Raw genomic sequence first — 21786 nt, 5'->3', positions numbered from 1 at the left:
CTCGCACCAAGAGGGTGCTCCTGATTCCTGCGACGATCTTGGCCTGGTAACCGTGATCGTCCAGCTCAGAAGCACCCTCTTCCCGTTGCCACACCGATCACCGACTCAACGTCGGTGGATTCAGGCTCAGGCGGTCGCGGAGGTGAGCCGCTTCGCCGCGGAGGTGGCGGCGGCGACGACGTCCTCGTCGGGCGCCAGCCCGCACGCGGCGAGCCAGGTGGCCAGCATCCGGTGGCCGCCCTCGGTGAGCACCGACTCGGGGTGGAACTGGACGCCCTCGATGGGCAGCTCACGGTGCCGCAGGGCCATCACGAGCCCCGACGGGGTGTGCCCGGTGACCTCCAGCTCGTCGGGCACCGTGGCGGCGTCGACGGCCAGCGAGTGGTACCGGGTAGCGGTGAACGGTGACGGGAGGCCGGCGAGGACGCCGCGGCCCTCGTGCAGCACCTGGCTGGTCTTGCCGTGCAGCAGCTCGGGGGCGCGCACCACCTCCGCGCCGAACGCCTCCGCGATGGCCTGGTGACCCAGGCACACACCGAGGACGGGGGTGCCCTGCTCGGCGGCGGCCCGGACCATGGGCACGGTCACGCCGGCGTCCGCGGGGGTCCCGGGGCCGGGTGAGAGCAGCACGCCCGCGACGTCCAGGTCCGCGAGCTCCTCGACCGTGACGGCGTCGTTGCGCCGGACCTCGCACCGCACGCCGAGCTGCCCCAGGTACTGCACGAGGTTGTAGACGAAGCTGTCGAAGTTGTCGACGACGAGGACCGGACGGTCGGCGGCGGTCATCGCGGTCGGGCTCCTCGCTGGGTCAGGGGGTGGCACGGGGTGCCGGCCGGCGCTCAGCCGGCGGTGGCGTGCTGGAGGGTGAGGCCGCCATCGTAGGCGGGCACCGTGAGCTGGGGCCGCTCGCGTACCTCGAACGTGAGGCCCCAGGACCGCACCGCCTGCTCGAAGACGGCGACCTGCGGCGAGGCGTCGAGCGCGGCCTCGACCTGCGGGGCGTCGACGACGGCGGTGATCACGAACGGCGGGGAGTAGGTGCGCCCCCGCAGCAGCAGGGTGTTCCCGACGCAGCGGACGGCGCTCGTGGAGATGAGCCGCTGGTCCATGATCGCCACCGCATCGGCGCCGGCGGCCCAGACGGCGTTCACCACGCCCTGGACGTCGCTCTGGTGGATGACCAGGTCGTCGGGGCGGGCGCCGGTGGGCAGGCTGCCGTCGGAGGGCTGCGGGGCGTCGTCGAGGGTGATCACCACCCCGGAGCCCACGACCGGCGTGAGGCCAGCCTCCGGGGCGTCGGCCTCGGCGACCGCCTGGACCTCCGCGACGGCGCCGTCGCGGGTCGCCACCTGCGCGGTGAGCCGCTGCAGCTGCTCCTGGAGCTGCACCAGCTGGCGCTCCTGCCGGGCCACGGCAGCGTCGCGCTCCTCGACCAGCTGGGAGAGCTGGGTGACCTCGCCGGCGCGCAGGTCGCTGCCCTCGGCGGTCCGGCCGGAGGTGGCGAACAGCAGGCCGGCGGCCAGGGCGACGACGGGGACCAGCGCCCCCCAGGCGGACGGGGAGCGACCGGGTAGGGGCCAGCGGACCACTGCGCACCCCCTCGGACCTGACGGCGTCGGCGCGTTCGGGTGAGGCACCGGTGGCGACGTCCCCCGGAAGTTTAGTCTGGGGAGCAGTTCCGGCCGGGGACGACCAGACCGGCCGCCGGGAGGGAGTCTGCACGTGCCCAAGTCGAAGGTGCGCAAGAAGTCGGTGTACACGCCCCCGGAGGACGCGCTGCGCTCCCGGGGCACCGCATCCAAGGCCCTGCAGCCCAGCCCGCGCTGGTACGCGCCGGTCATGGTGACGCTGATGCTGCTCGGGCTGCTCTGGATCGTCGTCTACTACGTGGCCGGCGACCGGATCCCGCTGATGGTGTCGCTCGGGGCCTGGAACTTCGCCATCGGCTTCGGCGCCATGGTCGCCGGGCTGATCATGTCGATGCGCTGGCGCTGACCGAGCGTCCACGACGGCCGATCGAGGCCTCCGTCCCGCCGGGACGGGGGCCTTCGTCGTCCCCGGCCCCGTCGCCGGGCTCCCGGCAGCATTCCGCGTGCGGCCCCCGGACGCCGGGGAGCCCGGGCTGTTCGCCGCTGTGCACAGCGATCGTCTCCGTCCACAGGTCGACATGACGCCCCACCCCCAGGGTTGTCCACCGAGTGTGGAGGGACCGAACGGGTCCGGACCGCGCTGACCTGCCCTTTCTCCGCGGGTGTGGCTCGTGTGACGAGGCGTCCAACGGCGTAACTACAGCCGTGTGAGTCTGTCCCCAGCTGTGTACCCAGCTGTGGACGAGTCGACTTGTCCGCGTCGCGGAGACGGCTGGCTCCGCTCGGTCTTACCCGTCCTGACCTGCGGATACACCGCTCCGCGCGGCCACTGTGGACGGACCCGTCCGGGTCACCGAGCGCACCCGATCACGCACGGAGCGGCGCGCCGAGCGGTGGACGACGATGCCCGGGACGACACCAGCCCCCGGCCGTGGGCCGGGGGCTGGTGGGGACGGGGCACCGGGGGCGGGCGCGGGGACGGTCAGGCGTCGAGGAGCTCCAGGATCGTCGCGTTGGCCGTGCCGCCGCCCTCGCACATCGTCTGCAGCCCGTACCGGCTCCCGGTGGCCTGCATGTGGTGGACGAGCGTGGTCATGATCCGGGCGCCGGATCCACCGAGCGGGTGGCCCAGAGCGATCGCGCCGCCGAGCGGGTTGAGCCGGCCGGCGTCGCCACCGGTGTCGGCCATCCACGCCATGGGCACCGGTGCGAAGGCCTCGTTCACCTCGAAGACGCCGATGTCGTCGATCGACAGCCCGGAGCGCTCCAGCACCTTCTGGGTGGCCGGGATCGGGGCGGTGAGCATGATGACCGGGTCGTCACCGGCCATGACCGTGGTGTGGATGCGCACGATGGGCCGCAGGCCCAGCTCGCGCGCCTTCTCGCTCGTCGTCACCAGCAGGGCGGCCGAGCCGTCGGAGATCTGGCTGGCGTTGCCGGCGCTGATCACGCCGTCCTCCTTGAAGGGCGTCTTCAGGGAGGCGAGCTTCTCGAGGGTGCCGCCGGGGCGGATGCCCTCGTCGGCGCTGACCACCGTGCCGTCCTCGAGGGTGACCGGGGCGATCTCCTCGTCGAAGGCGCCGTCGGCCTGCGCCTTCGCCGCCTTCTCGTGCGAGGCCAGCGCGAACTCGTCGAGCTCGGTCCGGGAGAAGCCCCAGCGCTCGGCGATCATCTCTGCGCCGATGCCCTGGTTGGGGTAGACGCCGTCGTAGCGCTCGAGGAAGCGCGGGCCCAGCGGCTTGCCCGCGATGCCGTCGGCCCGTGCCGAGCCCATGGGCACCCGGCTCATCGACTCCACGCCACCGGCGACGACGACGTCGGCCTGGCCGCTGATGACGGTGGCGGCGGCGAAGGCGACGGCCTGCTGGGACGACCCGCACTGGCGGTCGATCGTGGTGCCGGGCACCGACTCCGGCCAGCCGGCGGCCAGCGGCGCGTTGCGCCCGATGTTGAAGGTCTGCTCCCCGACCTGGCTCACGCAGCCCCAGAAGACGTCCTCGACGACGGCGGGGTCGATGCCGGAGCGCTCGGCGAGGGCGTTGAGGACGTGCGCGGAGAGGTCCACCGCGTGCACCCCGGAGAGCCCTCCTCCCCGCTTGCCCACCGGCGTACGGACGGCGGCACAGATGACGGCATCGCGCATGGATCGACTCCTCGAGGACGACGGTCGGGTGCGCCGGCCGGCCACCCTGCCCGCGATCGTATGTTCCGCGCCACACCTGGCAGGCTGTGGGCGTGCAGTGGTCCCCTCCGGCGGCCGTGCCGGCCGGTCTCGCTGCCGGTGCCGCCGCCCTCGGCACGGTGTCCTTCCTGCTGGACCCGGCGGGCCGGATCCTCGTCGGCGGGGCGGCCCTCCTCCTGCTCCTGCTGGCCGCGCGCGAGGCACTGCTGCGGCCCCGGCTCGCCGCCGGCCCCGACGGGGTCGCCGTGCGGACGCTGACCGGGACCCGGGTGCTGCCCTGGGGGCTGCTGCGGGTCCACGTGCGCAGCGCCCGGCGGTGGGGGACGACGGTGCGGACGCTGGAGCTCGAGGGGCCGGCCGGCGGGGACGACGACGGGCTGCTGCTGGTGCTCGGGCGCTGGGACCTCGGCGCCGACCCCGCGACCGTGGCGGGCGCGCTGGCGGAGCTGCGCCCGCGGGGCGGATCGGTCCGCTGACGCCAGGACGCCGCGGCGTCAGACCGCGCCGACGTGGGAGACGCCGAGGGCGAGCACGAGCAGCAGCACCGCCAGCGCCCCGATCGCGGCCGCCTGCACGGCCGGGCGGCGGCGGGTGCCCAGGAGCAGGCCCGCGACCGCTGCGCCGGTGACCAGCCCACCCAGGTGCCCCAGCAGGGAGATGCCGGGGAGGAAGCTGATGAAGATGTTGATCCCCAGCAGCACGAGGATGCCCCGGACGTCCTGGCGGCGGACGACCATGAGCACGCCGAGGGCGCCCAGGAGGCCGTAGATGGCCGTGGAGGCGCCCGCCACGGGCCGGGCGAAGTCGCCGAACAGCTGGATCGCCGTGGAGCCGCCGAGCGCGGAGACGACGTAGAGGGCCAGGTACCGGAGCCGGCCCAGCTGCGCCTCCAGCTCGGAGCCGAAGATCAGCAGCGCGAGCATGTTGAGGACGAGGTGCAGCAGGCCGATGTGCAGGAAGGCCGCGGTGAGCAGCCGCCACGGCTCCCCCAGCTCCACCAGGAGCGGGTACTGCGCCAGGTCGACGAAGACGGGCGAGCGGTAGTTCTCCAGCGGGGCGTTGCCCACCAGGCCGGCCGACACCGCGGTCACCAAGAACATGAGGACGTTGACGGCGATAAGGGTGACCGTGACCCCGCCCCAGCGCGAGGCCGCGGCCTTGAGACCGGAGCTGCGCTTGGGCGCCCGCACCGAGGCCGCGCCCTCCCGGACGCACGCCGGGCACTGGAAGCCGACCGACGCGGGGATCATGCACTCGGGGCAGATCGGCCGGCCGCACCGCGCGCAGGAGATGCCCGTGGGCCGCTCGGGGTGGCGGTAGCAGACCGGAGGCGGGGGCGGCGGCTGGTCGGCCGCGCCCCCGCCGTGCGGTTCCGTGCTCAGCTGCGCTGCACCTCGACGGACTCGATCACCACGTCCTCGACGGGGCGGTCGTTGCGGCCGGTGGAGACGGCGGCGATGCGGTCGACGACGTCGCGGCTGGGCTGGTCGGCCACCTCACCGAAGATGGTGTGCTTGCCGGTCAGCCAGCTGGTGGGGGCGACGGTGATGAAGAACTGCGACCCGTTGGTGCCCGGCCCGGCGTTGGCCATGGCCAGCAGGTAGGGCTTGGTGAAGGCCAGGTCGGGGTGGATCTCGTCGCCGAACTGGTAGCCGGGGCCGCCGATGCCCTGACCCAACGGGTCGCCGCCCTGGATCATGAAGCCGGAGATGATCCGGTGGAAGACCGTGCCGTCGTAGAGCTTGTCCGTCGTCTTCTCGCGGGTCGCGGGATGCGTCCACTCGCGGGCGCCTTCGGCCAGGTCGGCGAAGTTGGCGACCGTCTTGGGGGCGTGGTCGGGGAACAGGTCCACGGTGATGTCGCCGTGGTTGGTGTGCAGGACCGCGCGGCGGGCGGGAGTCGATTCAGTCACGGCTCCACTCTCCCACCGTCCCGGCGGCGGCGTGGCGCTGGGCCGGAGGCCGTGGTTTCACGTGGCACGGGACGCCGGGCCGGGCGTCGAGGGTGGAGACGAGGGGAATCGAACCCCTAACCCCCGCCTTGCAAAGGCGGTGCTCTGCCAATTGAGCTACGTCCCCGGGTGGCCCTGCGCGGGCCGGTGGTTCAGCGGGTGGGCGTGCTGACGGCGCCCGGGCCGCTGGTGGCCTCACGCCACAGGTCGGCCTCGGTCCGGCCGGCGGACCGCTTCCGGACGGCGACGACCGCACCGGCCGCGGCGGCGACGAGCGCCAGTTGCTTGAGCACGCGGAGAACCTCCTCGGGCGCTTCGCTCGCCGCGGGGGCGACGTGCGGGGGAACGCGGAACCACGAGGCTCCGGTACACGGGTGGGCCTGGGAGGACTTGAACCTCCGGCCTCATCCTTATCAGGGATGCGCTCTAACCGCCTGAGCTACAGGCCCGTGAACCTCGAACAGCATACGTGACACCTACAGCCGTCCCTCACGGGGGTGCGGGCCACGGCGCTCCCCGAAGGGTCCGCGAGAGGACGACGGCCACGCCCCGTCCGCGGGGGGACGGAGCCGCGGTGTCGGGCCGAGTGGGGCCCGGAGGGTCCCGGGATGGCACGACGGCCACGTTCCGCCCCGAGGGGGACGGCTCGTGGCCGCGGTGTCGGGCCGAGTGGGGCCCGGAGGGTCCCGGGATGGCATGACGGCCACGCTCCGCCCCGAAGGGGACGGCACGTGGCCGCGGTGTCGTCCGGAGGACGACGAAGTGCTCAGTCCCGTTCGGAGAGCGTGACCTCGAGCCCGCCGACGAGATCGGAGCAGAGGTTGTAGATGAACGTGCCGACGGTGCACAACGCCGTCAGGAGGACGACGTTGATGGCGCCGATGACCGCCGCGCCCCAGAAGACCACGCCCATGGTCACGACGTCGCCGCTGGACTCCGCGCCGGACGCGCTGCCGATCTGGCCGAACAGGTCGTTGACCGCGTCGAAGACGCCCAGGCCGCCGAGCACCAGGTAGAGCAGCCCGACCGCGACCATCCAGATGAAGAACAGGGCGATCGACAGCATCAGCGAGATCTTCAGCGCGGACCAGGTGTCGATGTGGCGCACCTGCAGGCGGGCGCGGCGAGGGCCGCGACCGGCCTTGCCGCGCCCGGTCCGGACGCTGCCCACGCCGACGCCGACCGGTGCGCTGCCGCCGTCTGGGCCGCTCGTGGACGACTGGCCGTCGGCGACCGGCACCCGCTGCTGCGTCGCGCTCTGCGGGGTCGCGCCGGCCGGCGCCGCCCCCTGGGGGGCGGCGCCCTGCTGCGCCGGGCCCGGCTGGGCCGGCGTCGCGCCGGACTCGGGGCTCAGCGGCTGCGGGACGACCGGCGCCGCGCCCGTGCCCGGTGACTGCGCGCGCTGGCTGCCGGTGGCGGGGATGGACTGCGTCGGCGCGGGCTTGCCGTCCGTGGGCTTCCCCTCCGCCGCGCTCCCGTCCCCTGCCCGGGAGTCGGTGCGCACCGAACCGTGCGTCCGGTCGCTCATGCCAGTCTCCCGTTCCGCAGCGGCGAACGCCGCTCCTCCAGATCCGGGCGCCGCGACGGCATGGGGCCGCCGCGGAGCCGCAGTCGCTTCCGTGACTGACTACTCACCCTAGGCCGGAGGCTCGTCGTTGTCCGTCGTACGCGCGATCGCCACGATGGAGACGTCCTCGGGCAAGTTCATGAGCTTGACGCCCATGGTGGCGCGGTCCTTGTTGTGCCGGACCCCGTTGACCGGCGTCCGGATGACCCCGCCTCCGGAGGTGATGGCGTACAGCTCGTCGCCGAGGGTCACCGCGAGCGCGCCGACGAGGGCGCCCTTGCGCGCCTTCGGGTCGGCGGTGAGCACGCCCTTGCCGCCCCGGCCCTGGTTCGGGTAGTTCTCGATGCCGGTCCGCTTGGCGAAGCCGCGTTCGGTGGCGACCAGCACGTCGACCCCCTCCTGGACGACCATCATCGAAAGCAGGCGGTCGTCCTCGGAGAGGGAGATGCCCCGCACGCCCTCGGTGGCGCGGCCCATCGGCCGCAGCGCGGCGTCGTCGGCGGTGAACCGGATCGACATCGCCTTGCGGGTGACCAGGAGCAGGTCCGAGGCACTGTGGATCAGCGCCGCCCCGACGAGCTCGTCGCCGTCGCGGAGGTTGATGGCGATGACGCCGCCCTGGCGCGGGGAGTCGAAGTCGGTGAGCCGGGTCTTCTTCACCTGCCCCTTGGCGGTGGCGAGCACCAGGTACGGGGCGACCGAGTAGTCCTTGATCTGCATGACCTGGGCGATCTTCTCGTCGCCCTGGAAGGCCAGGATGTTGGCCACGTGCGCGCCGCGGGCGGTGCGGTTGGCCTCGGGCAGCTCGTAGGCCTTGGCCCGGTACACCCGCCCCTTGTTGGTGAAGAAGAGGATCCAGTCGTGGGTGGAGCCCACGAAGAAGTGGTCGACGATGTCGTCCTGCTTGAGCTGGGCTCCCATCACGCCCTTGCCGCCGCGGCGCTGCGACCGGTAGAGGTCGCTCTTGGTCCGCTTGGCGTAGCCGGTGCGGGTGATGGTGACGACGACCTCCTCCTCCGCGATGAGGTCCTCCATCGAGACGTCGCCCTCGTTGGGGACGAACTTCGTGCGGCGGTCGTCGCCGTACTTCTCGACGATCTCGGCGAGCTCGTCCTTGACGATCTGCCGCTGGCGCTCGGGAGAGGCGAGGATGGCCTGCAGGTCGGCGATGCGGGCCTCGATCTCGGCCAGCTCGTCCATGATCCGCTGGCGCTCGAGGGCGGCCAGCCGGCGCAGCTGGAGGTCCAGGATCGCGACGGCCTGGATCTCGTCGATGTCGAGGAGCTCCATCAGGCCACCGCGCGCCTCCTCCGCCGACGGGCTGCGCCGGATGAGGGCGATGACCTCGTCGAGGTGGTCGAGGGCCTTGGCGTAGCCGCGCAGGATGTGCGCGCGCTCCTCGGCCTTGCGCAGCCGGTACCGGGTGCGCCGCTGGATGACCTCGATCTGGTGCAGCACCCAGTTGCGGACCAGCTCGTCCAGCCGCAGCGTGCGCGGCACGCCGTCGACGATGGAGAGCATGTTGCAGCCGAACGAGGTCTGCAGCTGGGTGTGCTTGTAGAGGTTGTTCAGCACGACCTTGGCGACGGCATCGCGGCGCAGGGTGATGACCAGCCGGCGGCCCACCCGGTCGCTGGACTCGTCGGCGATCTCGCTGATGCCCTGGAGCCGGCCGTCCTTGACCAGGTCGGCGATGTTCTCGGCGAGGTTGTCCGGGTTGACCTGGTAGGGCAGCTCGGTGACGACGAGCTGCACCCGACCCCGGGCGTCCTCCTCGACGGTGACGACGGCGCGCATGCGCACCGAGCCGCGGCCGGTGCGGTAGGCGTCCTCGATGCCCTCGCGGCCGACGATGAGGCCGTGCGTCGGGAAGTCGGGGCCCTTGATCCGCTCCATGCACGCGGTGAGGGCCTCCTCGGCCTCCGCCTCGGGGTGGTCGAGCATCCAGAAGACGGCGTCGGCCACCTCCCGCAGGTTGTGCGGCGGCATGTTGGTGGCCATGCCGACCGCGATCCCGGCGGAGCCGTTGATCAGCAGGTTGGGGATGCGCGCGGGCAGGACGACGGGCTCCTGGGTGCGGCCGTCGTAGTTGCCCTGGAAGTCGACGGTCTCCTCGTCGATGCCGGCCAACATCTCCATGGCCAGCGGCGTGAGACGGCACTCGGTGTACCGCATCGCGGCCGCCGGGTCGTTCCCGGGCGAACCGAAGTTCCCCTGCCCGTCGATGAGCGGGTAGCGCATCGACCACGGCTGGGCGAGGCGGACGAGGGCGTCGTAGATCGCCGAGTCGCCGTGGGGGTGGTAGTTACCCATGACCTCGGCGACCGGGCGGGCGCACTTCACGTACCCGCGGTCGGGGCGGAAGCCCTGGTCGTACATCGCGAACAGGACGCGGCGGTGCACCGGCTTGAGCCCGTCGCGGACCTCGGGCAGCGCGCGCCCGACGATCACGCTCATGGCGTAGTCGATGTAGCTGCGCTGCATCTCCTGCTGGAGGTCGACCGGTTCGACGCGGTCGCGGGGTGGTGTCTCCGTCACGGTTCAGGTCTCCACAGGTCGGTGCACAGAGGTGGATGAATCCGCCGGCCGCGAGTGTGCGAGTGGCCGGCGCATCCATCCACCTCCCGCCGCAGGCGGCGTTCGGATTGGCTTGTCGGTACAGCGAAGCTGTTCGTCTTCGTCACCGAGGTGGGTCAGACGTCGAGGAAGCGGACGTCCCGGGCGTTGCGGGTGATGAAGCTGCGCCGGGCCTCGACGTCCTCGCCCATGAGCACGCTGAAGATCTCGTCGGCCGCGGCCGCGTCCTCCAGCGTCACCTGCCGCAGGATGCGGGTCTCGGGGTTCATCGTGGTCTCCCACAGCTCGCTGGCGTTCATCTCGCCGAGCCCCTTGAACCGCTGGATCATCTCGTCCTTGATCTTGCGGCCGCCCTCGACGCCGGCCTTGACCACCGCGTCGCGCTCCCGGTCGCTGTAGGCGTACTCGTCGCCGACCTTGCCGCCCCATTTGATCTTGTACAGCGGGGGCTTGGCGAGGTACACGTACTGCCCCTCGACCAGCGGCCGCATGAAGCGGAACAGCAGCGTCAGCAGCAGCGTGCTGATGTGCTGGCCGTCGACGTCGGCGTCAGCCATCAGCACGATCTTGTGGTACCGGAGCTTCGAGATGTCGAACTCGTCGTGGATGCCGGTGCCGAAGGCGGTGATCATCGACTGGACCTCGGTGTTCTTGAGGACCCGGTCGATGCGCGCCTTCTCGACGTTGATGATCTTGCCGCGGATGGGCAGGATCGCCTGGAACATCGAGTCGCGGCCGGACTTCGCCGAGCCACCGGCGGAGTCACCCTCGACGATGTAGATCTCCGAGGCGCGGGGGTCGGTGGAGCGGCAGTCGGCCAGCTTGCCCGGCAGGGAGTTGTTGCTCAGGAGGCTCTTGCGGGCGAGCTTGCGGGCGTCCTGGGCGGCACGCCGGGCGCGCGCGGCCGAGGCGGCCTTGGTGATGATCGTCTTTGCCTCGGCGGGGTTGGACTCGAACCAGTGCCCGATCTGCTCGTTGCAGATGCGCTGGACGAAGCCCTTGACCTCGGTGTTGCCGAGCTTCGTCTTCGTCTGCCCCTCGAACTGCGGGTCGCCCAGCTTCACCGAGACGATCGCCGCGAGGCCCTCCCGGATGTCGTCGCCGGTGAGCTTCTCGTCCTTCTCCTTGAGCAGCTTCTTCTCGACGGCGTACCGGTTGACGATCGAGGTGAGCGCCGCGCGGAAGCCCTCCTCGTGCGTGCCGCCCTCGTGGGTGTTGATCACGTTGGCGAAGGTGTGCACCGACTCGGAGTAGGCGTCGGACCACTGCATCGCGACGTCCACGGACATCGCCATGTCGTTCTTGCCGGTGCCCTCGGCGGAGAAGCCGATGACCGACTTGTGGATGGGGTTCCGCCGCCGGTTGATGTGGCCGACGTAGTCGACCAGGCCGCCGTCGTACCGGTAGGTGACCTCGGTGGGCTCGAACGCCTCCTCCTCGGCCTCGACCGGGGTGGCCGCCTCGGCCAGCGACTCCTCGCCGACCCCCGTCTCGACCTTGGCGTGACCGGGGCGCTCGTCGCGCAGCACGATGGTCAGCCCGGCGTTCAGGAAGGCCATCTCCTGCAGCCGGCGGTTGATCGTGTCGAACGAGTAGGTCGTGGTCTCGAAGATGTCGCCGTCGGCCCAGAAGGTGATCTGGCTGCCGCGCTTGTCGGTCGGGCCGACCTCCACCAGCGGGCCCGGCTTGGCATCCGTGTACTCCTGGTGCCACTCCTTCCCGCGGGTCCAGACGCGGACTTCCAGCCTGGTCGAGAGGGCGTTGACGACGGTGACGCCGACGCCGTGCAGACCGCCGGAGACGCCGTAGCTCTTGCCGTCGAACTTCCCGCCCGCGTGCAGGACGGTCATGATCACCTCGACGGTGGGCCGCTTCTCGACCGGGTGCATGTCCACCGGGATGCCGCGGCCGTTGTCCTCGACGCGGACCCCCCCGTCGGCCAGCAGGGTGACCTTCACGGTGTCGCAGTAGCCGGCCAGCGCCTCGTCGACGGCGTTGTCCACGACCTCCCACACCATGTGGTGCAGACCGCGCTCACCGGTGGAGCCGATGTACATACCGGGGCGCTTGCGCACCGCCTCGAGACCCTCGAGGACGGTGATGGAGCTGCCGGAGTAGGCATTGTCGACCTGGGGTGCTGCGACCACGTGGGGCCTTCCTCTCGAGCAACCGGCGGCTCGCAGCCCCCGGTCGGTGCGGGGGGCCGGAACGGCGCAGGAGGGCGCTCAGCCGGTTGCTGACGGTTTTCGTCTCCCACGATACCGCGAGGTACGACAGGAACCGTGCCGTGGACGCCCTCACGTCGTGTCTGCGCCGCTCGCGGGATGCCCGCCACCATCCTGCTTGCCCCCCGCTCCGACACGCCGTCAGGGGCCCCGCTGGGCGGTCGGCGCCGCGCGCGGTCGCCCCCGGGACCGCAGACTCGGCCGCATGCCACCGCCGGACAGCGTCCCCGGGACCGGTCCCGCGGGGTCCCCGCTCACCTGCCTGGTCACCGGGGCGACCGGGTACGTGGGCGGCCGTCTCGTGCCGGAACTGTTCGCAGCCGGTCACCGCGTCCGGGTCATGAGCCGCTCGCCGGAGCGGCTGCGCGACCACCCCTGGGCCGGGGACGTCGAGGTGGTGCGGGCCGACGCGCAGGACGCCGCCGCGGTGGCGGGGGCCTGCGCCGGCGTGGACGTCGTCTACCACCTGGTCCACGCCGCGGGCTCGCGGCCGGAGTCCGGGCAGATCGACCGCCGCGCCGCCGGGATCATGGCGCGCGCCGCCCGGGAGGCCGGGGTCGGCCGGCTCGTGCACCTGGGCTGGCTGGCGCCCGACGACGCGGACCTCTCGCCGCACCTGCGCTCCCGCGCCGAGGTCGCCGGGATCCTGCTGGGCTCCGGGGTGCCGACGGTGGTGCTGCGGGCCGCCGTCGTCCTGGGGTCGGGGTCCGCGTCGTTCGAGATGCTGCGCCACCTGACCGAGCGGCTGCCGGTGATGGTCACCCCGCGGTGGGTGCGCAACGAGGTCCAGCCGATCGCGATCCGGGACGTCCTGCGCTACCTCGTCGCCTGCGCCCGGCTGCCGGCGGACGTGCACCGCGGCTTCGACATCGGCGGGCCCGACGTCATGGACTACGCCGCGATGATGCGCCGCTACGCCCGGGTGGCCGGGCTGCCGCCGCGGCGGATCCTGCCCGTGCCGGTCGTCACGCCGTCGCTGTCCAGCCACTGGGTCGGCGTCGTGACGCCGGTGCCGGCGTCGATCGCCCGGCCGCTGGTGGAGTCGCTGCGCACCGCCGTCGTCTGCACCGAGCACGACATCGCGCGGTACGTGCCCGATCCGCCCGAGGGGCTGCTCGGCTTCGACGACGCGGTGCGGCTGGCGATCCAGCGGATCCGCGACTCCGACGTCGCCACCCGCTGGGCCTCGGCCTCGGTGCCCGGCGCCCCCTCCGACCCGTTGCCCACCGACCCCGACTGGGCCGGCGGGAGCCTCTACGTCGACGAGCGGGAGCGCACCACGACCGCGCCGGTCGAGGCGGTGTGGCGGGTGGTCGAGGGCATCGGCGGGGACACCGGCTGGTACTCGTGGCCGCTGGCCTGGCGGGTGCGGGGCTGGCTGGACCGGGCGGTCGGCGGGGTCGGCCTGCGGCGGGGGCGGCGCAACCCCGACCGGCTCTTCGTCGGTGACGCGCTCGACTTCTGGTGGGTCGAGGAGCGGGAGGAGGGCCGGCTGCTGCGGCTGCGCGCCGAGATGCGGGTGCCCGGGCTGGCCTGGCTGGAGTTCCACGTGGAACACGACCCGGCCACGGGCGGGGCGGTCCTGTGCCAGCGGGCCACCTTCGCGCCGCGCGGGCTGTTCGGGCACCTGTACTGGTGGGCCGTCGCGGCGTTCCACGGCGTCGTGTTCGGCGGCATGCTCCACGGCATCGTGCGGGCGGCCGAGCAGCAGGCGGACCGCGCCCGCTGACGCCGCGCCGCCGTCCTCCCGCACCCTGGCGCGTCCTCCCCCACCGCCCACCGCGAGGGAGGACGCGCCGGGATCAGGTCACCTGATCCCGGCGGCGGTCAGACGAGGAGCTGGGCGGCGGCGAGCTCCCGGTAGAGCGGGCTGCTGCCGACCAGCTCGTCGTGGGTGCCCCGCGCGACCACCCGCCCCTGGTCGAGCACCACGATCTGGTCGCTGTCGAGCACCGTGGACAGCCGGTGGGCGACCACCAGCAGCGCCCGCCCCGAGGAGGCCGCGGCCAGGGTGGCGCGCAGCAGCCCCTCGTTGCGCGCGTCCAGGCTCGCGGTCGGCTCGTCGAGCAGCAGCAGCACCGGGCGGGCCAGCAGCGAGCGCGCGATCGCCAGCCGCTGCCGCTCGCCCCCGGAGAGCAGCACGCCCTCGTCGCCGACCAGGACGTCGAGCCCGCGCGGCGAGCGCCGGACGACGTCGGTGAGCCCGACGTCGGCGAGCACCGCCCACAGCTCGGGGTCGGTGGCGTCGGGCCGGGTCAGGAGCAGGTTGTCCCGCACCGTCCCCGCGAGCACCGGGGCCTCCTGCTCGACGTAGCCGAGACGGGCGCGCAGGGCCGCCCGCGGCAGGTCGCGGACGTCGGCGCCTGCCCACCGGATCGCGCCGCCGGAGTGCGGGTAGAACCCCTCGATCAGCGCCAGGACCGTGGACTTCCCCGCTCCCGACGGGCCGACCAGCGCGACGCGGCTGCCCGCGGGCACCTGCAGGGAGACCCCGTGCAGCACCGGGGTGCCGTCCGGATAGGCGAAGGAGACGTCGTCCAGCTCGAGCAGCGGCGCTCCCGGCAGCGGCGTGACCGGGCCCGGTCGCCCGCGCTGCGGGCGCTCGTCGTCCTCCGGCGCCAGGCCGAGGACCTCCTGGATGCGGGTGAGCGCGCCCAGCCCGGTCTGCAGCTGGGTCCACGCCCCGATCGCCTGCCCCAGGGGCATGACCAGCAGGAACAGGTACAGGATGAACGCGACCAGGGACGCCACGGTGATCGAGCCGCTCGCCACCCGGTAGCCGCCGACGCCGAGCACCGCCAGGAAGGCGCCCTGCACGGCGATGGAGCCCGCCGGCGAGACGAGCGCCTCGAGCCGGGCGACCTGGACCCCCGCCGTGTAGGCGCGGCGGGCGCTGGCGCCCACGGCGGTGACCTCCCGCGCCGTCGCCCCGCTGGCCCGGATGGTGCGCACCGCCGACAGCGCCCGCTCGACCGCCGCCGTCATCGCGCCGACCTCCTCCTGCGCGCGCTGCGACAGCCGGCGGACCCCGCGGGAGGCGAGGACGGCGGTGATCGCGCCGATCGCGACGGCCAGCACGGTCACCAGCAGCAGCCAGACGTCGACCACGGCCATGGCCACCAGGGCGCCGACCCCGACGACCACCGAGCCGGCGACGTCGACGACGCCCGAGGTGACCGTCGCCCGCAGCAGGGTGGTGTCCGAGCCGACCCGGGACATCAGGTCGCCGGTGCGGCGGCGGTCGTACTCGGCGACCGGGAGCCGGAGCAGCCGGTCGACCAGCGTCAGGCGGGTGGTGAGGACGAAGCCCTCGGCGGTGCGCTGCAGCACGAACTGCTGCAGCGCCGAGAGAGCCGAGCCCACCACCAGGACGACGACGAGCAGCCCGACCGCGGGCAGCAGCGGCTCGCCGGCGCCGACCACCTCGATGACCCGCGCGACCAGGGCCGGCTGCGCGAGCGCGGCGGCGGCGCCGACCAGCGACAGCGCCGCGGCCAGCAGCAGCGGCCGGCGGTGCGGCCGCAGCAGCGGCAGCAGGTCGCGCAGCCGTGCGGCCGGCGGCTCCGCGGCGCCGTCCACCGCGGCGGAGCCGTCCGCCGAGGTCGCTGCGCTCACGGGCCGGGCGCCGTCAGGAGCCGGCGGTGAGGCCGACGGTGATCGCCGTCAGCAGCCGGGTGTGGTGCTCGAGCAGCTGCGGCCGGTGCCCGTCGGGCCGGATCGCCGCCACGTGCCCCGCGCCCGACCAGAACTCGTCGCCGTCGTCGCTGCCCAGGAGCAGGCCGTGCAGGGCCGGGTCCTGCACCAGGCGGCGCAGCTGCGGGTCGTCCTCCGCGGCCAGCAGCAGCCAGCGGGCGTCGAAGGCCGGGTCTCCGCTGGGCATCGGCACCAGACCACCGGTCCGGTGCCGCCAGAAGCGCGCCGGGCTGAGCCGGAAGCCCGGCACGCGGCCCAGCATGGGGACGGCGGTGATCGCGTACTCGGGGACCAGGTAGCGCCCCGAGGCGTAGACGACGTCGAAGGCGACGAGCTCCAGCGAGCCCGCCCGGCCGCGCAGGACGTTGCCGGGGCGGTGGTCCTTGGTCGCCCGGACCGGCGCGCTCGCGATCAGCTCGGCGAGCGGGGCGTCCTGCGGGGCGGTGCCGTCGGAGACGGTCCACCCCTTCTGCAGCGCCCAGCCCTGGGAGCCCACGAGGTCGCCCTCGTAGCGGAACACCTGCTCGACGGCGCCCGGCTTGCGCCGACGACGGCCGAACAGCCCGCGCGGCGCCGGCTGCTCCGGCGGCGGGTAGTCCGCCGGCGGCACGTCCTGACGCGGCGGTGCCGGGCGCTCGGGCTCCGCGGCCGGCAGGTCCCAGCCCGGGGGCTGCCAGGGCTGGTCGGCCGGCGGCTCGTCGCGCGGGGTCTTGCGCCGGTCGGCGAAGTTGGGGCGGTCCTCGTCCTCCGCCCCACCGCCGCCGAGGTGCGGCGGCTCGCGCCAGCCGCGGCCCTCGGCGTCGTCGAAGCCGTCCCGGTCACCGTCGCGGGGGGTGCTCATCCCTGCATCGTCCTCCCCGGCGCCCGCCCCGCGGAGCGGGGCACCTCATCCGTAGGTGTCGCGCGGCCCGCGCCCGCGCACCGAGCGCGGGCCCTTCTTCCAGCTCGGGGCCGTCGGTCCGACAACGCGCAACCTCGTCACGACGTCCCCGCCGACCTGCGCGCGCAGCTTCCCGAGGATGGAGGGCGCCAGCAGGCGCAGCTGGGTCGCCCACGCCGTGGACTCGGCGACGACCAGGAGCTCCCCCTCGGTGAGGGTCTGCGGCCGGCAGTGCGACGCGATGTCGGGGCCGACGATCGAGTCCCACCGGCCGAAGACCGAGCCGACCTTCGTGCGGGCCGTCCAGTCCTGCTGGTCGACCAGCGCGTTCACCAGGTTGCCCAGCGGCTGGGGGTCGTCGGCGCCCGGTCGAGGGCCGGTCCAGGTGCGGCGCGGCCCGGCGATCCGGCGGCGGGTCGGCCGGGGCCGGGACGCCGATGCGGCGCGGGCGGCCTCGAGCGCGGCCCGCGCGATGTCACTGGGCCGTGCCGGCCGGTCGTCGCTCACGGCATGCCTCCCTCGCCCACCGGGACCGCATCCTTCACCACGAGCGCCATCCCGCCACCCACCTCGACCCGCGTCCCCCGGAGTTCCTCGGGCACGTCGTCGACCACCGCGGCGGTGATGAGCGTCTGCTCGGCCGACCGTGCGACGGCGGCCAGCGCCGCTCGTCGCTCGGCGTCCAGGGTGGCGAAGACGTCGTCCAGCACCAGGACGGGATCCTCCCCCTCGCCGCGCAGCAGCGCGAAGGTCGCCAGCTTGAGGGCCAGCGCGAGCGACCAGGACTCCCCGTGGCTGGCGAAGCCCTTCGCGGGGGCGGGGCCCAGGTGGATGACCAGGTCGTCGCGGTGGGGGCCCACCAGCGTCATGCCCCGGTCGAGCTCGTCCCCCCGGCGCTCGGCGATGCGGGCGCGGATCGCCTCGGCCAGCTCCTCCACCGAGGGGAGCGCCGCGCCGGGGATCAGGGCCGCGCCGTCTCCGGCCAGCGGAACGGTCGAGCTGTAGCCGAGCCCGGCCGCGGCGGCGCCCTCCCCGGCGACACCGGCGTAGGACTCCGCCACGTGCGGGGCCAGGTCGGCGACCAGCCGGAGGCGGGCGGCGAGGACCTGGGCACCGAGGTCGGTGAGGTGGCCGTCCCAGACGTCGAGGGTCTCCATCGCCTTGCCGCGGGCCAGCCGGGCGGTCTTGAGCAGGGCGTTGCGCTGCTTGAGCACCCGCTCGTAGTCGCTGCGGACGCCGGCCAGCCGGGGGGTGCGGGTGGCCAGCAGCTCGTCGAGGAACCGCCGCCGCTCCGTCGGGTCGCCGCGGACCAGGGAGAGGTCCTCGGGGGCGAACAGCACCGTGCGCACCAGCCCGAGCAGCTCCCGCGGCCGCGGCAGCGGCGCCCGGTTGACCCGCACCCGGTTGGACTTGCCGGGGTTGATCTCGATCTCGACCAGCAGCTCCCGGTCACCGCGGCGGAGCGCGGCCCGCACCACGGCCTGCCCGGCGCCGTGGCGGACCAGCGGCGCGTCCCCGGACACCCGGTGGCTGCTCATGGTCGCGAGGTAGCCGACCGCCTCGACCAGGTTGGTCTTGCCCTCCCCGTTGCGGCCGACGAACACCGTCGGCCCCGGGCCCAGGGCCAGGTCGACCCGTTCCCAGCTGCGGAAGTCACCCACCTGCAGGTGCCTCAGGTACACCTCGGCCTTTCCTGACGTGAGCAGCGGATAGGGGCCCCTCCAGGGTCCCGCCCGGGAGCCTGCGAGCGGGTGGGGGCAGGGGGTGCCTTCGTCTAGGCGGGCCGCTCGGCCTCCTGGGCCTGGACCGCGCGGACCGCGTGCCCGCCGAACTGGTTCCGCAGCGCGGCGACCGCCTTCATGGTCGGCGAGTCCTCCTGGCGCGAGGAGAAGCGCGCGAACAGCGAGGCGGCGATGGTCGGCACGGGGACGGCGTTCTCGATGGCCTGCTCGACGGTCCAGCGGCCCTCGCCGGAGTCCTCGGCGTAGCCGCTGATCCCTTCGAGCTTCGGGTCCTCGTCGAGGGCTCGGACCAGCAGGTCGAGCAGCCAGGACCGGATGACCGTGCCCTGGGTCCAGGATGCGATGACGCCCGGGACGTCCTCGACGAGGTCGACGGCGGCCAGCAGCTCGTAGCCCTCGCCGTAGGCCTGCATCAGCGCGTACTCGATGCCGTTGTGGACCATCTTGCTGAAGTGGCCGGCGCCGACCGGCCCGGCGTGGACGAACCCGGCGCCCGGCATCTCCTGCCCGGACTCGTCGTGCGGCGCCGGCGGCTTGAGCGCGTCGAAGATCGGCTGTGCCTTGGCGACGTCCTCCTTCGTGCCGCCGACCATGAGCGCGTAGCCGTTCTCCAGCCCCCAGACGCCGCCGGAGACGCCGCAGTCGATGTAGCCGATGCCCTTCTCGCGGCACATGACGTCGTGCAGCTGGTCGTCGGTGTACTTGGAGTTGCCGCCGTCGATGATCACGTCACCGGGGGCCAGCAGGCCGGCGAGCTCCTTGACGGTGGCCCGTGTCGGCTCGCCGGCCGGCACCATCACCCAGACGACCCGGGGCTCGGCGAGCGCCTCGACCAGGTCGTGAAGGCTCTCGACGTCCCGCTTGCCCGGCGAACGGTCGTAGCCCACGACCTCGTGACCGGCGCGGCGCAGCCGCTCGGACATGTTGCCGCCCATCTTGCCCAGCCCGATCAGACCCAGCTGCACGATCCCCACCTTCCGTCGTCGTCCTGGTCCAGCCCATCGTGCTCGCCCGGGACCGCCTCGACACCTCGGGCGGCCCGCCGCGGCCCGGTCCAGAGGCTCGCGAGCGTGCGAGCGGTGAGGAGGACCGGGTCCTTCTTCAGCCAGGCAGGCGCACCGGCATGATCAGGTACCGGTAGCTGCCGGATCGCTCCGCGGGCGCCGCCGGCGCGTCGCCGTCGGCCGGCGGCTCCTCGACACCGGAGAGCACGGCGGGCTTGAGCGGGCTGGTGAAGTCCATGCGCGCCCGGTCGGTGTGCACCGCGGCCAGCCCGTCGAGCAGGAACGTCGGGTTGAACCCGATCGTGAGCGGCTCGCCGTCGAAGTCGACGTCGCAGCGCTCCTCCGCCTGGCCCTCGTCGTCGCTGCCGCCGGCGCGCAGCGTCACCTGGCCCGGGCTGAACTCGCAGCGCAGCGGCGTCCCCCGCTCGGCGACCAGCGCCACCCGCTTGGCGGCGTCGGTGAACAGGCCGACCGGCAGCGTCGCGTGGGCCAGCGACTCGTTCGGCATGATCGCGCGGTACTTGACGAACTCGGCGTCCAGCAGCCGGGTGGTGGTCTGCCGGTCCTTGCCGGAGAGGCCGAGGATCCCCTCGCCGGAGCTCCCCGAGGAGAGCGACAGCGTGATCTCGGGTCCGCTGGTCAGCGTCTTCGCCGCCTCCGCCAGCGTGCGCGCGGGCACGAGCACCGCGGCCGAGAGGCCGGAGGTCTGCGGGCGCCAGGCGAACTCGCGCACGGCGAGGCGGTAACGGTCGGTGGCGGCGAGGGTGATCTGGTCGTCCTCGATCTCGAGCCGGACGCCGGTGAGCATCGGGAGGGTGTCGTCCCGCCCGGCGGCGATGGCGACCTGGGCCACCGCCTCGCTGAAGACCTCGCTGTCGACGATGCCGGCGGACGAGGGCATCGTCGGCAGGGACGGGTAGTCCTCGACCGGCAGGGTGGGCAGGCTGAACCGGGCGTTGCTGCAGGTGATGGCCAGGCGCGGGCCCTCGGCGGTGATCTCCACCGGGTGGGGGGGCAGGGCCCGGGTGATCTCGGCGAGCAGCCGGCCCGGCACCAGGACGCGTCCGCTCTCGCTGGTCTGCACGTCGACCTCGGAGCGCGCCGACACCTCGTAGTCGAAGCCGGACACCGACAGCTGGTTCCCGTCCGCCTCGAGCAGGATGCCCGCCAGCACCGGTACCGACGGCCGTGGCGGCAGGCTGCGCGCCGTCCAGGCGACGGCGTCGGCGAGCACCTCACGTGCCACCCGGAACTTCATCTCTCGACCCACCCATGCTCGGTCCGCCCCCGGTGGGCCACCGCGGAGGGTGGCCGGCCCGGGCACGGAGCTCGTCGTCCGTCCTGCCGCGGGGCGAAGGCTCCGCTGCGGTGCTCATCGTGCCTGTTGCAGCCCCTCGTGGGGAAACCCCGGTCCCTCGATGGGCTGCTGTGCCCCCTGGGTGCTGCTGTTGCCGTTCCGGTCCCTGGAGCCCTGGTTGGAGGAGCGTCCCCACCCAGACTGTGGTTCAAGAATTCTCCGGGATAAGTACTTCATCCTCGTCATCACTGGTGTGGAAGCTGGGGATCGGGGCCCTTTCCGCAGGTCAGCCTCCGATCCGGGCTGTTGGCCGGCTGTGGGTGGTCAGCGTCCCCCTGTTGTCGACACGTGGACAGATCGACGGTTGTGCACCGTCACCGTCGGCGGTCCACCTGCTGTCCCCTGCGTCTCCCCGGTCCGTCCCCAGGTGGTGTGCACGTGCCGGCGGCGATTCCTGCGGGCTCCTCCGCGCGATCCGGCGTCTCCGGGCATACCTGCAGGTCAGCGCCGTGCGGCCGGGTCCCGGGGTGTCCGGCTCGACCGGCGACCCGTGCCGGGCCGGTGTGACGCGGAACGGTCCCGGCACGACTTTCCCCCAGCTGTGCACATCCCTGGGGACAACTTCTCGACGAGTCGACGCCGGCCGCCGTCCGCGCGCAGGTCATCGTGCGGAGAACCAGCGATTCCGTCGTCCCCAGGGATCCACACAGGTGTGGACAACGACTTGTCGACCGCGTCGGGACGATGGCCGGGAGGGGTCCGGACGGTGACCGTTCCGGACGGGCACCGTCACCGCCGGCAGCCGTGGATCACGACCGGGACGTGAACATCCGAGGCCGGCCGGACACAGCGCAGGGCGGCGCGGGAGCCCCTGTGCGGGACCGACCGATCGGTACGACGAGGCCGTGGGGGACGGCACAGGCGAGGTCGCGCCGAGTGGGGCCCGGAGGGTCAGTGGCGTCCACCAAGGTGGTGTGCGGCGGCCCCGGTGAGCAGCGGGCCCTGCACGTGAAGGCGGCCACCGCGTGATCTTCTGGAAAACCTCTCACAGCACTCCAGGAGAACAACGCGATGACCGC

Annotated in this window: 18 protein-coding genes and 2 tRNA genes; 3 read left to right on the top strand and 17 right to left on the bottom strand. The window is 73.4% G+C overall.

The features are described from left to right. Nucleotides 1-126: 126 nt before the first annotated feature. Together ACI79P_RS20950 and ACI79P_RS20945 are read right to left on the bottom strand one after the other, a co-directional pair. A complete protein-coding gene (locus ACI79P_RS20950) occupies nt 127-786 on the bottom strand; it encodes an aminodeoxychorismate/anthranilate synthase component II (protein WP_456582996.1) in 660 nt (219 codons plus the stop codon). Nucleotides 787-839: 53 nt separating this feature from the next. Next, complete coding sequence (locus tag ACI79P_RS20945) at nt 840-1589, bottom strand: DUF881 domain-containing protein (RefSeq protein ID WP_456582995.1); 750 nt, start codon at nt 1587-1589, stop codon at nt 840-842. A gap of 133 nt (nt 1590-1722) precedes the next feature. On the opposite strand from ACI79P_RS20945, the gene crgA reads away from it, so the two are divergent. Then, nucleotides 1723-1995, top strand: a complete 273-nt coding sequence (gene crgA / locus ACI79P_RS20940) for a cell division protein CrgA (RefSeq protein ID WP_456582994.1) — start codon at nt 1723-1725, stop codon at nt 1993-1995. Between the two features lie 576 nt (nt 1996-2571). On the opposite strand, the gene ACI79P_RS20935 is transcribed toward crgA, so the two are convergent. Continuing rightward, nucleotides 2572-3732 carry a thiolase family protein gene (locus tag ACI79P_RS20935; RefSeq protein WP_456582993.1) on the bottom strand — a complete coding sequence of 387 codons (1161 nt, stop codon included), beginning with the start codon at nt 3730-3732 and terminating at the stop codon, nt 2572-2574. Nucleotides 3733-3824: 92 nt separating this feature from the next. Here ACI79P_RS20935 and ACI79P_RS20930 point away from each other — a divergent pair, with 92 nt between their 5' ends. Further along, the gene (locus ACI79P_RS20930; protein ID WP_456582992.1) at nt 3825-4247 is read left to right on the top strand and encodes a PH domain-containing protein; all 423 of its coding nucleotides are present in this window, start codon (nt 3825-3827) and stop codon (nt 4245-4247) included. Between the two features lie 18 nt (nt 4248-4265). On the opposite strand, the gene ACI79P_RS20925 is transcribed toward ACI79P_RS20930, so the two are convergent. From ACI79P_RS20925 to gyrB, 8 genes are all read right to left on the bottom strand, one after another. Beyond that, entirely contained in the window at nt 4266-5021 is a 756-nt protein-coding gene (locus tag ACI79P_RS20925; RefSeq protein WP_456582991.1) for a rhomboid family intramembrane serine protease, read from the bottom strand. 128 nt (nt 5022-5149) lie between these two features. Then, nucleotides 5150-5683, bottom strand: coding sequence for a peptidylprolyl isomerase (locus ACI79P_RS20920; protein WP_456582990.1), 534 nt, complete (start codon nt 5681-5683; stop codon nt 5150-5152). Nucleotides 5684-5776: 93 nt separating this feature from the next. Further along, nucleotides 5777-5849 (bottom strand) — tRNA-Ala (locus ACI79P_RS20915). Between the two features lie 25 nt (nt 5850-5874). Next, nucleotides 5875-6015 (bottom strand): DLW-39 family protein, encoded by a 141-nt coding sequence (locus ACI79P_RS20910; RefSeq protein ID WP_456582989.1) that lies wholly within the window; start codon nt 6013-6015, stop codon nt 5875-5877. 82 nt (nt 6016-6097) lie between these two features. Further along, nucleotides 6098-6171, bottom strand: a tRNA-Ile gene (locus ACI79P_RS20905). Nucleotides 6172-6488: 317 nt separating this feature from the next. Beyond that, nucleotides 6489-7250: a DUF3566 domain-containing protein gene (locus ACI79P_RS20900; RefSeq protein ID WP_456582988.1), complete on the bottom strand. Its 762-nt coding sequence runs from the start codon at nt 7248-7250 to the stop codon at nt 6489-6491. A 108-nt stretch (nt 7251-7358) separates the two neighbouring features. Then, nucleotides 7359-9827, bottom strand: coding sequence for a DNA gyrase subunit A (gene gyrA / locus ACI79P_RS20895; RefSeq protein ID WP_456582987.1), 2469 nt, complete (start codon nt 9825-9827; stop codon nt 7359-7361). 155 nt (nt 9828-9982) lie between these two features. Then, entirely contained in the window at nt 9983-12013 is a 2031-nt protein-coding gene (gene gyrB / locus ACI79P_RS20890) for a DNA topoisomerase (ATP-hydrolyzing) subunit B (protein WP_456582986.1), read from the bottom strand. A gap of 283 nt (nt 12014-12296) precedes the next feature. Here gyrB and ACI79P_RS20885 point away from each other — a divergent pair, with 283 nt between their 5' ends. Then, on the top strand, nt 12297-13820 hold the full coding sequence (locus ACI79P_RS20885) for an SDR family oxidoreductase (RefSeq protein WP_456582985.1): 1524 nt from the start codon (nt 12297-12299) through the stop codon (nt 13818-13820). 98 nt (nt 13821-13918) lie between these two features. On the opposite strand, the gene ACI79P_RS20880 is transcribed toward ACI79P_RS20885, so the two are convergent. The 6 genes from ACI79P_RS20880 to dnaN all read right to left on the bottom strand — a co-directional run bounded on the left by ACI79P_RS20880 (nt 13919) and on the right by dnaN (nt 20668). Next, nucleotides 13919-15706: an ABC transporter ATP-binding protein gene (locus tag ACI79P_RS20880; protein WP_456582984.1), complete on the bottom strand. Its 1788-nt coding sequence runs from the start codon at nt 15704-15706 to the stop codon at nt 13919-13921. 13 nt (nt 15707-15719) lie between these two features. Further along, nucleotides 15720-16625 (bottom strand): hypothetical protein, encoded by a 906-nt coding sequence (locus ACI79P_RS20875; protein WP_456582983.1) that lies wholly within the window; start codon nt 16623-16625, stop codon nt 15720-15722. 45 nt (nt 16626-16670) lie between these two features. Beyond that, complete coding sequence (locus tag ACI79P_RS20870; protein ID WP_456582982.1) at nt 16671-17171, bottom strand: DUF721 domain-containing protein; 501 nt, start codon at nt 17169-17171, stop codon at nt 16671-16673. Next, complete coding sequence (gene recF / locus ACI79P_RS20865) at nt 17168-18346, bottom strand: DNA replication/repair protein RecF (RefSeq protein ID WP_456582981.1); 1179 nt, start codon at nt 18344-18346, stop codon at nt 17168-17170. Before recF ends, ACI79P_RS20870 begins: the two co-directional genes overlap by 4 nt. A 92-nt stretch (nt 18347-18438) precedes the next feature. Beyond that, nucleotides 18439-19371, bottom strand: coding sequence for a phosphogluconate dehydrogenase (NAD(+)-dependent, decarboxylating) (gene gnd, locus ACI79P_RS20860; RefSeq protein ID WP_456582980.1), 933 nt, complete (start codon nt 19369-19371; stop codon nt 18439-18441). Between the two features lie 136 nt (nt 19372-19507). Continuing rightward, nucleotides 19508-20668, bottom strand: a complete 1161-nt coding sequence (gene dnaN / locus ACI79P_RS20855) for a DNA polymerase III subunit beta (RefSeq protein ID WP_456582979.1) — start codon at nt 20666-20668, stop codon at nt 19508-19510. Between the last annotated feature and the right edge of the window lie 1118 nt (nt 20669-21786).

The organism is Blastococcus sp. SYSU DS0510 (assembly GCF_054050835.1).
The sequence above is the reverse complement of the archived record's forward strand: the minus strand, read 5'-3'. Positions and strand labels throughout refer to the sequence as shown.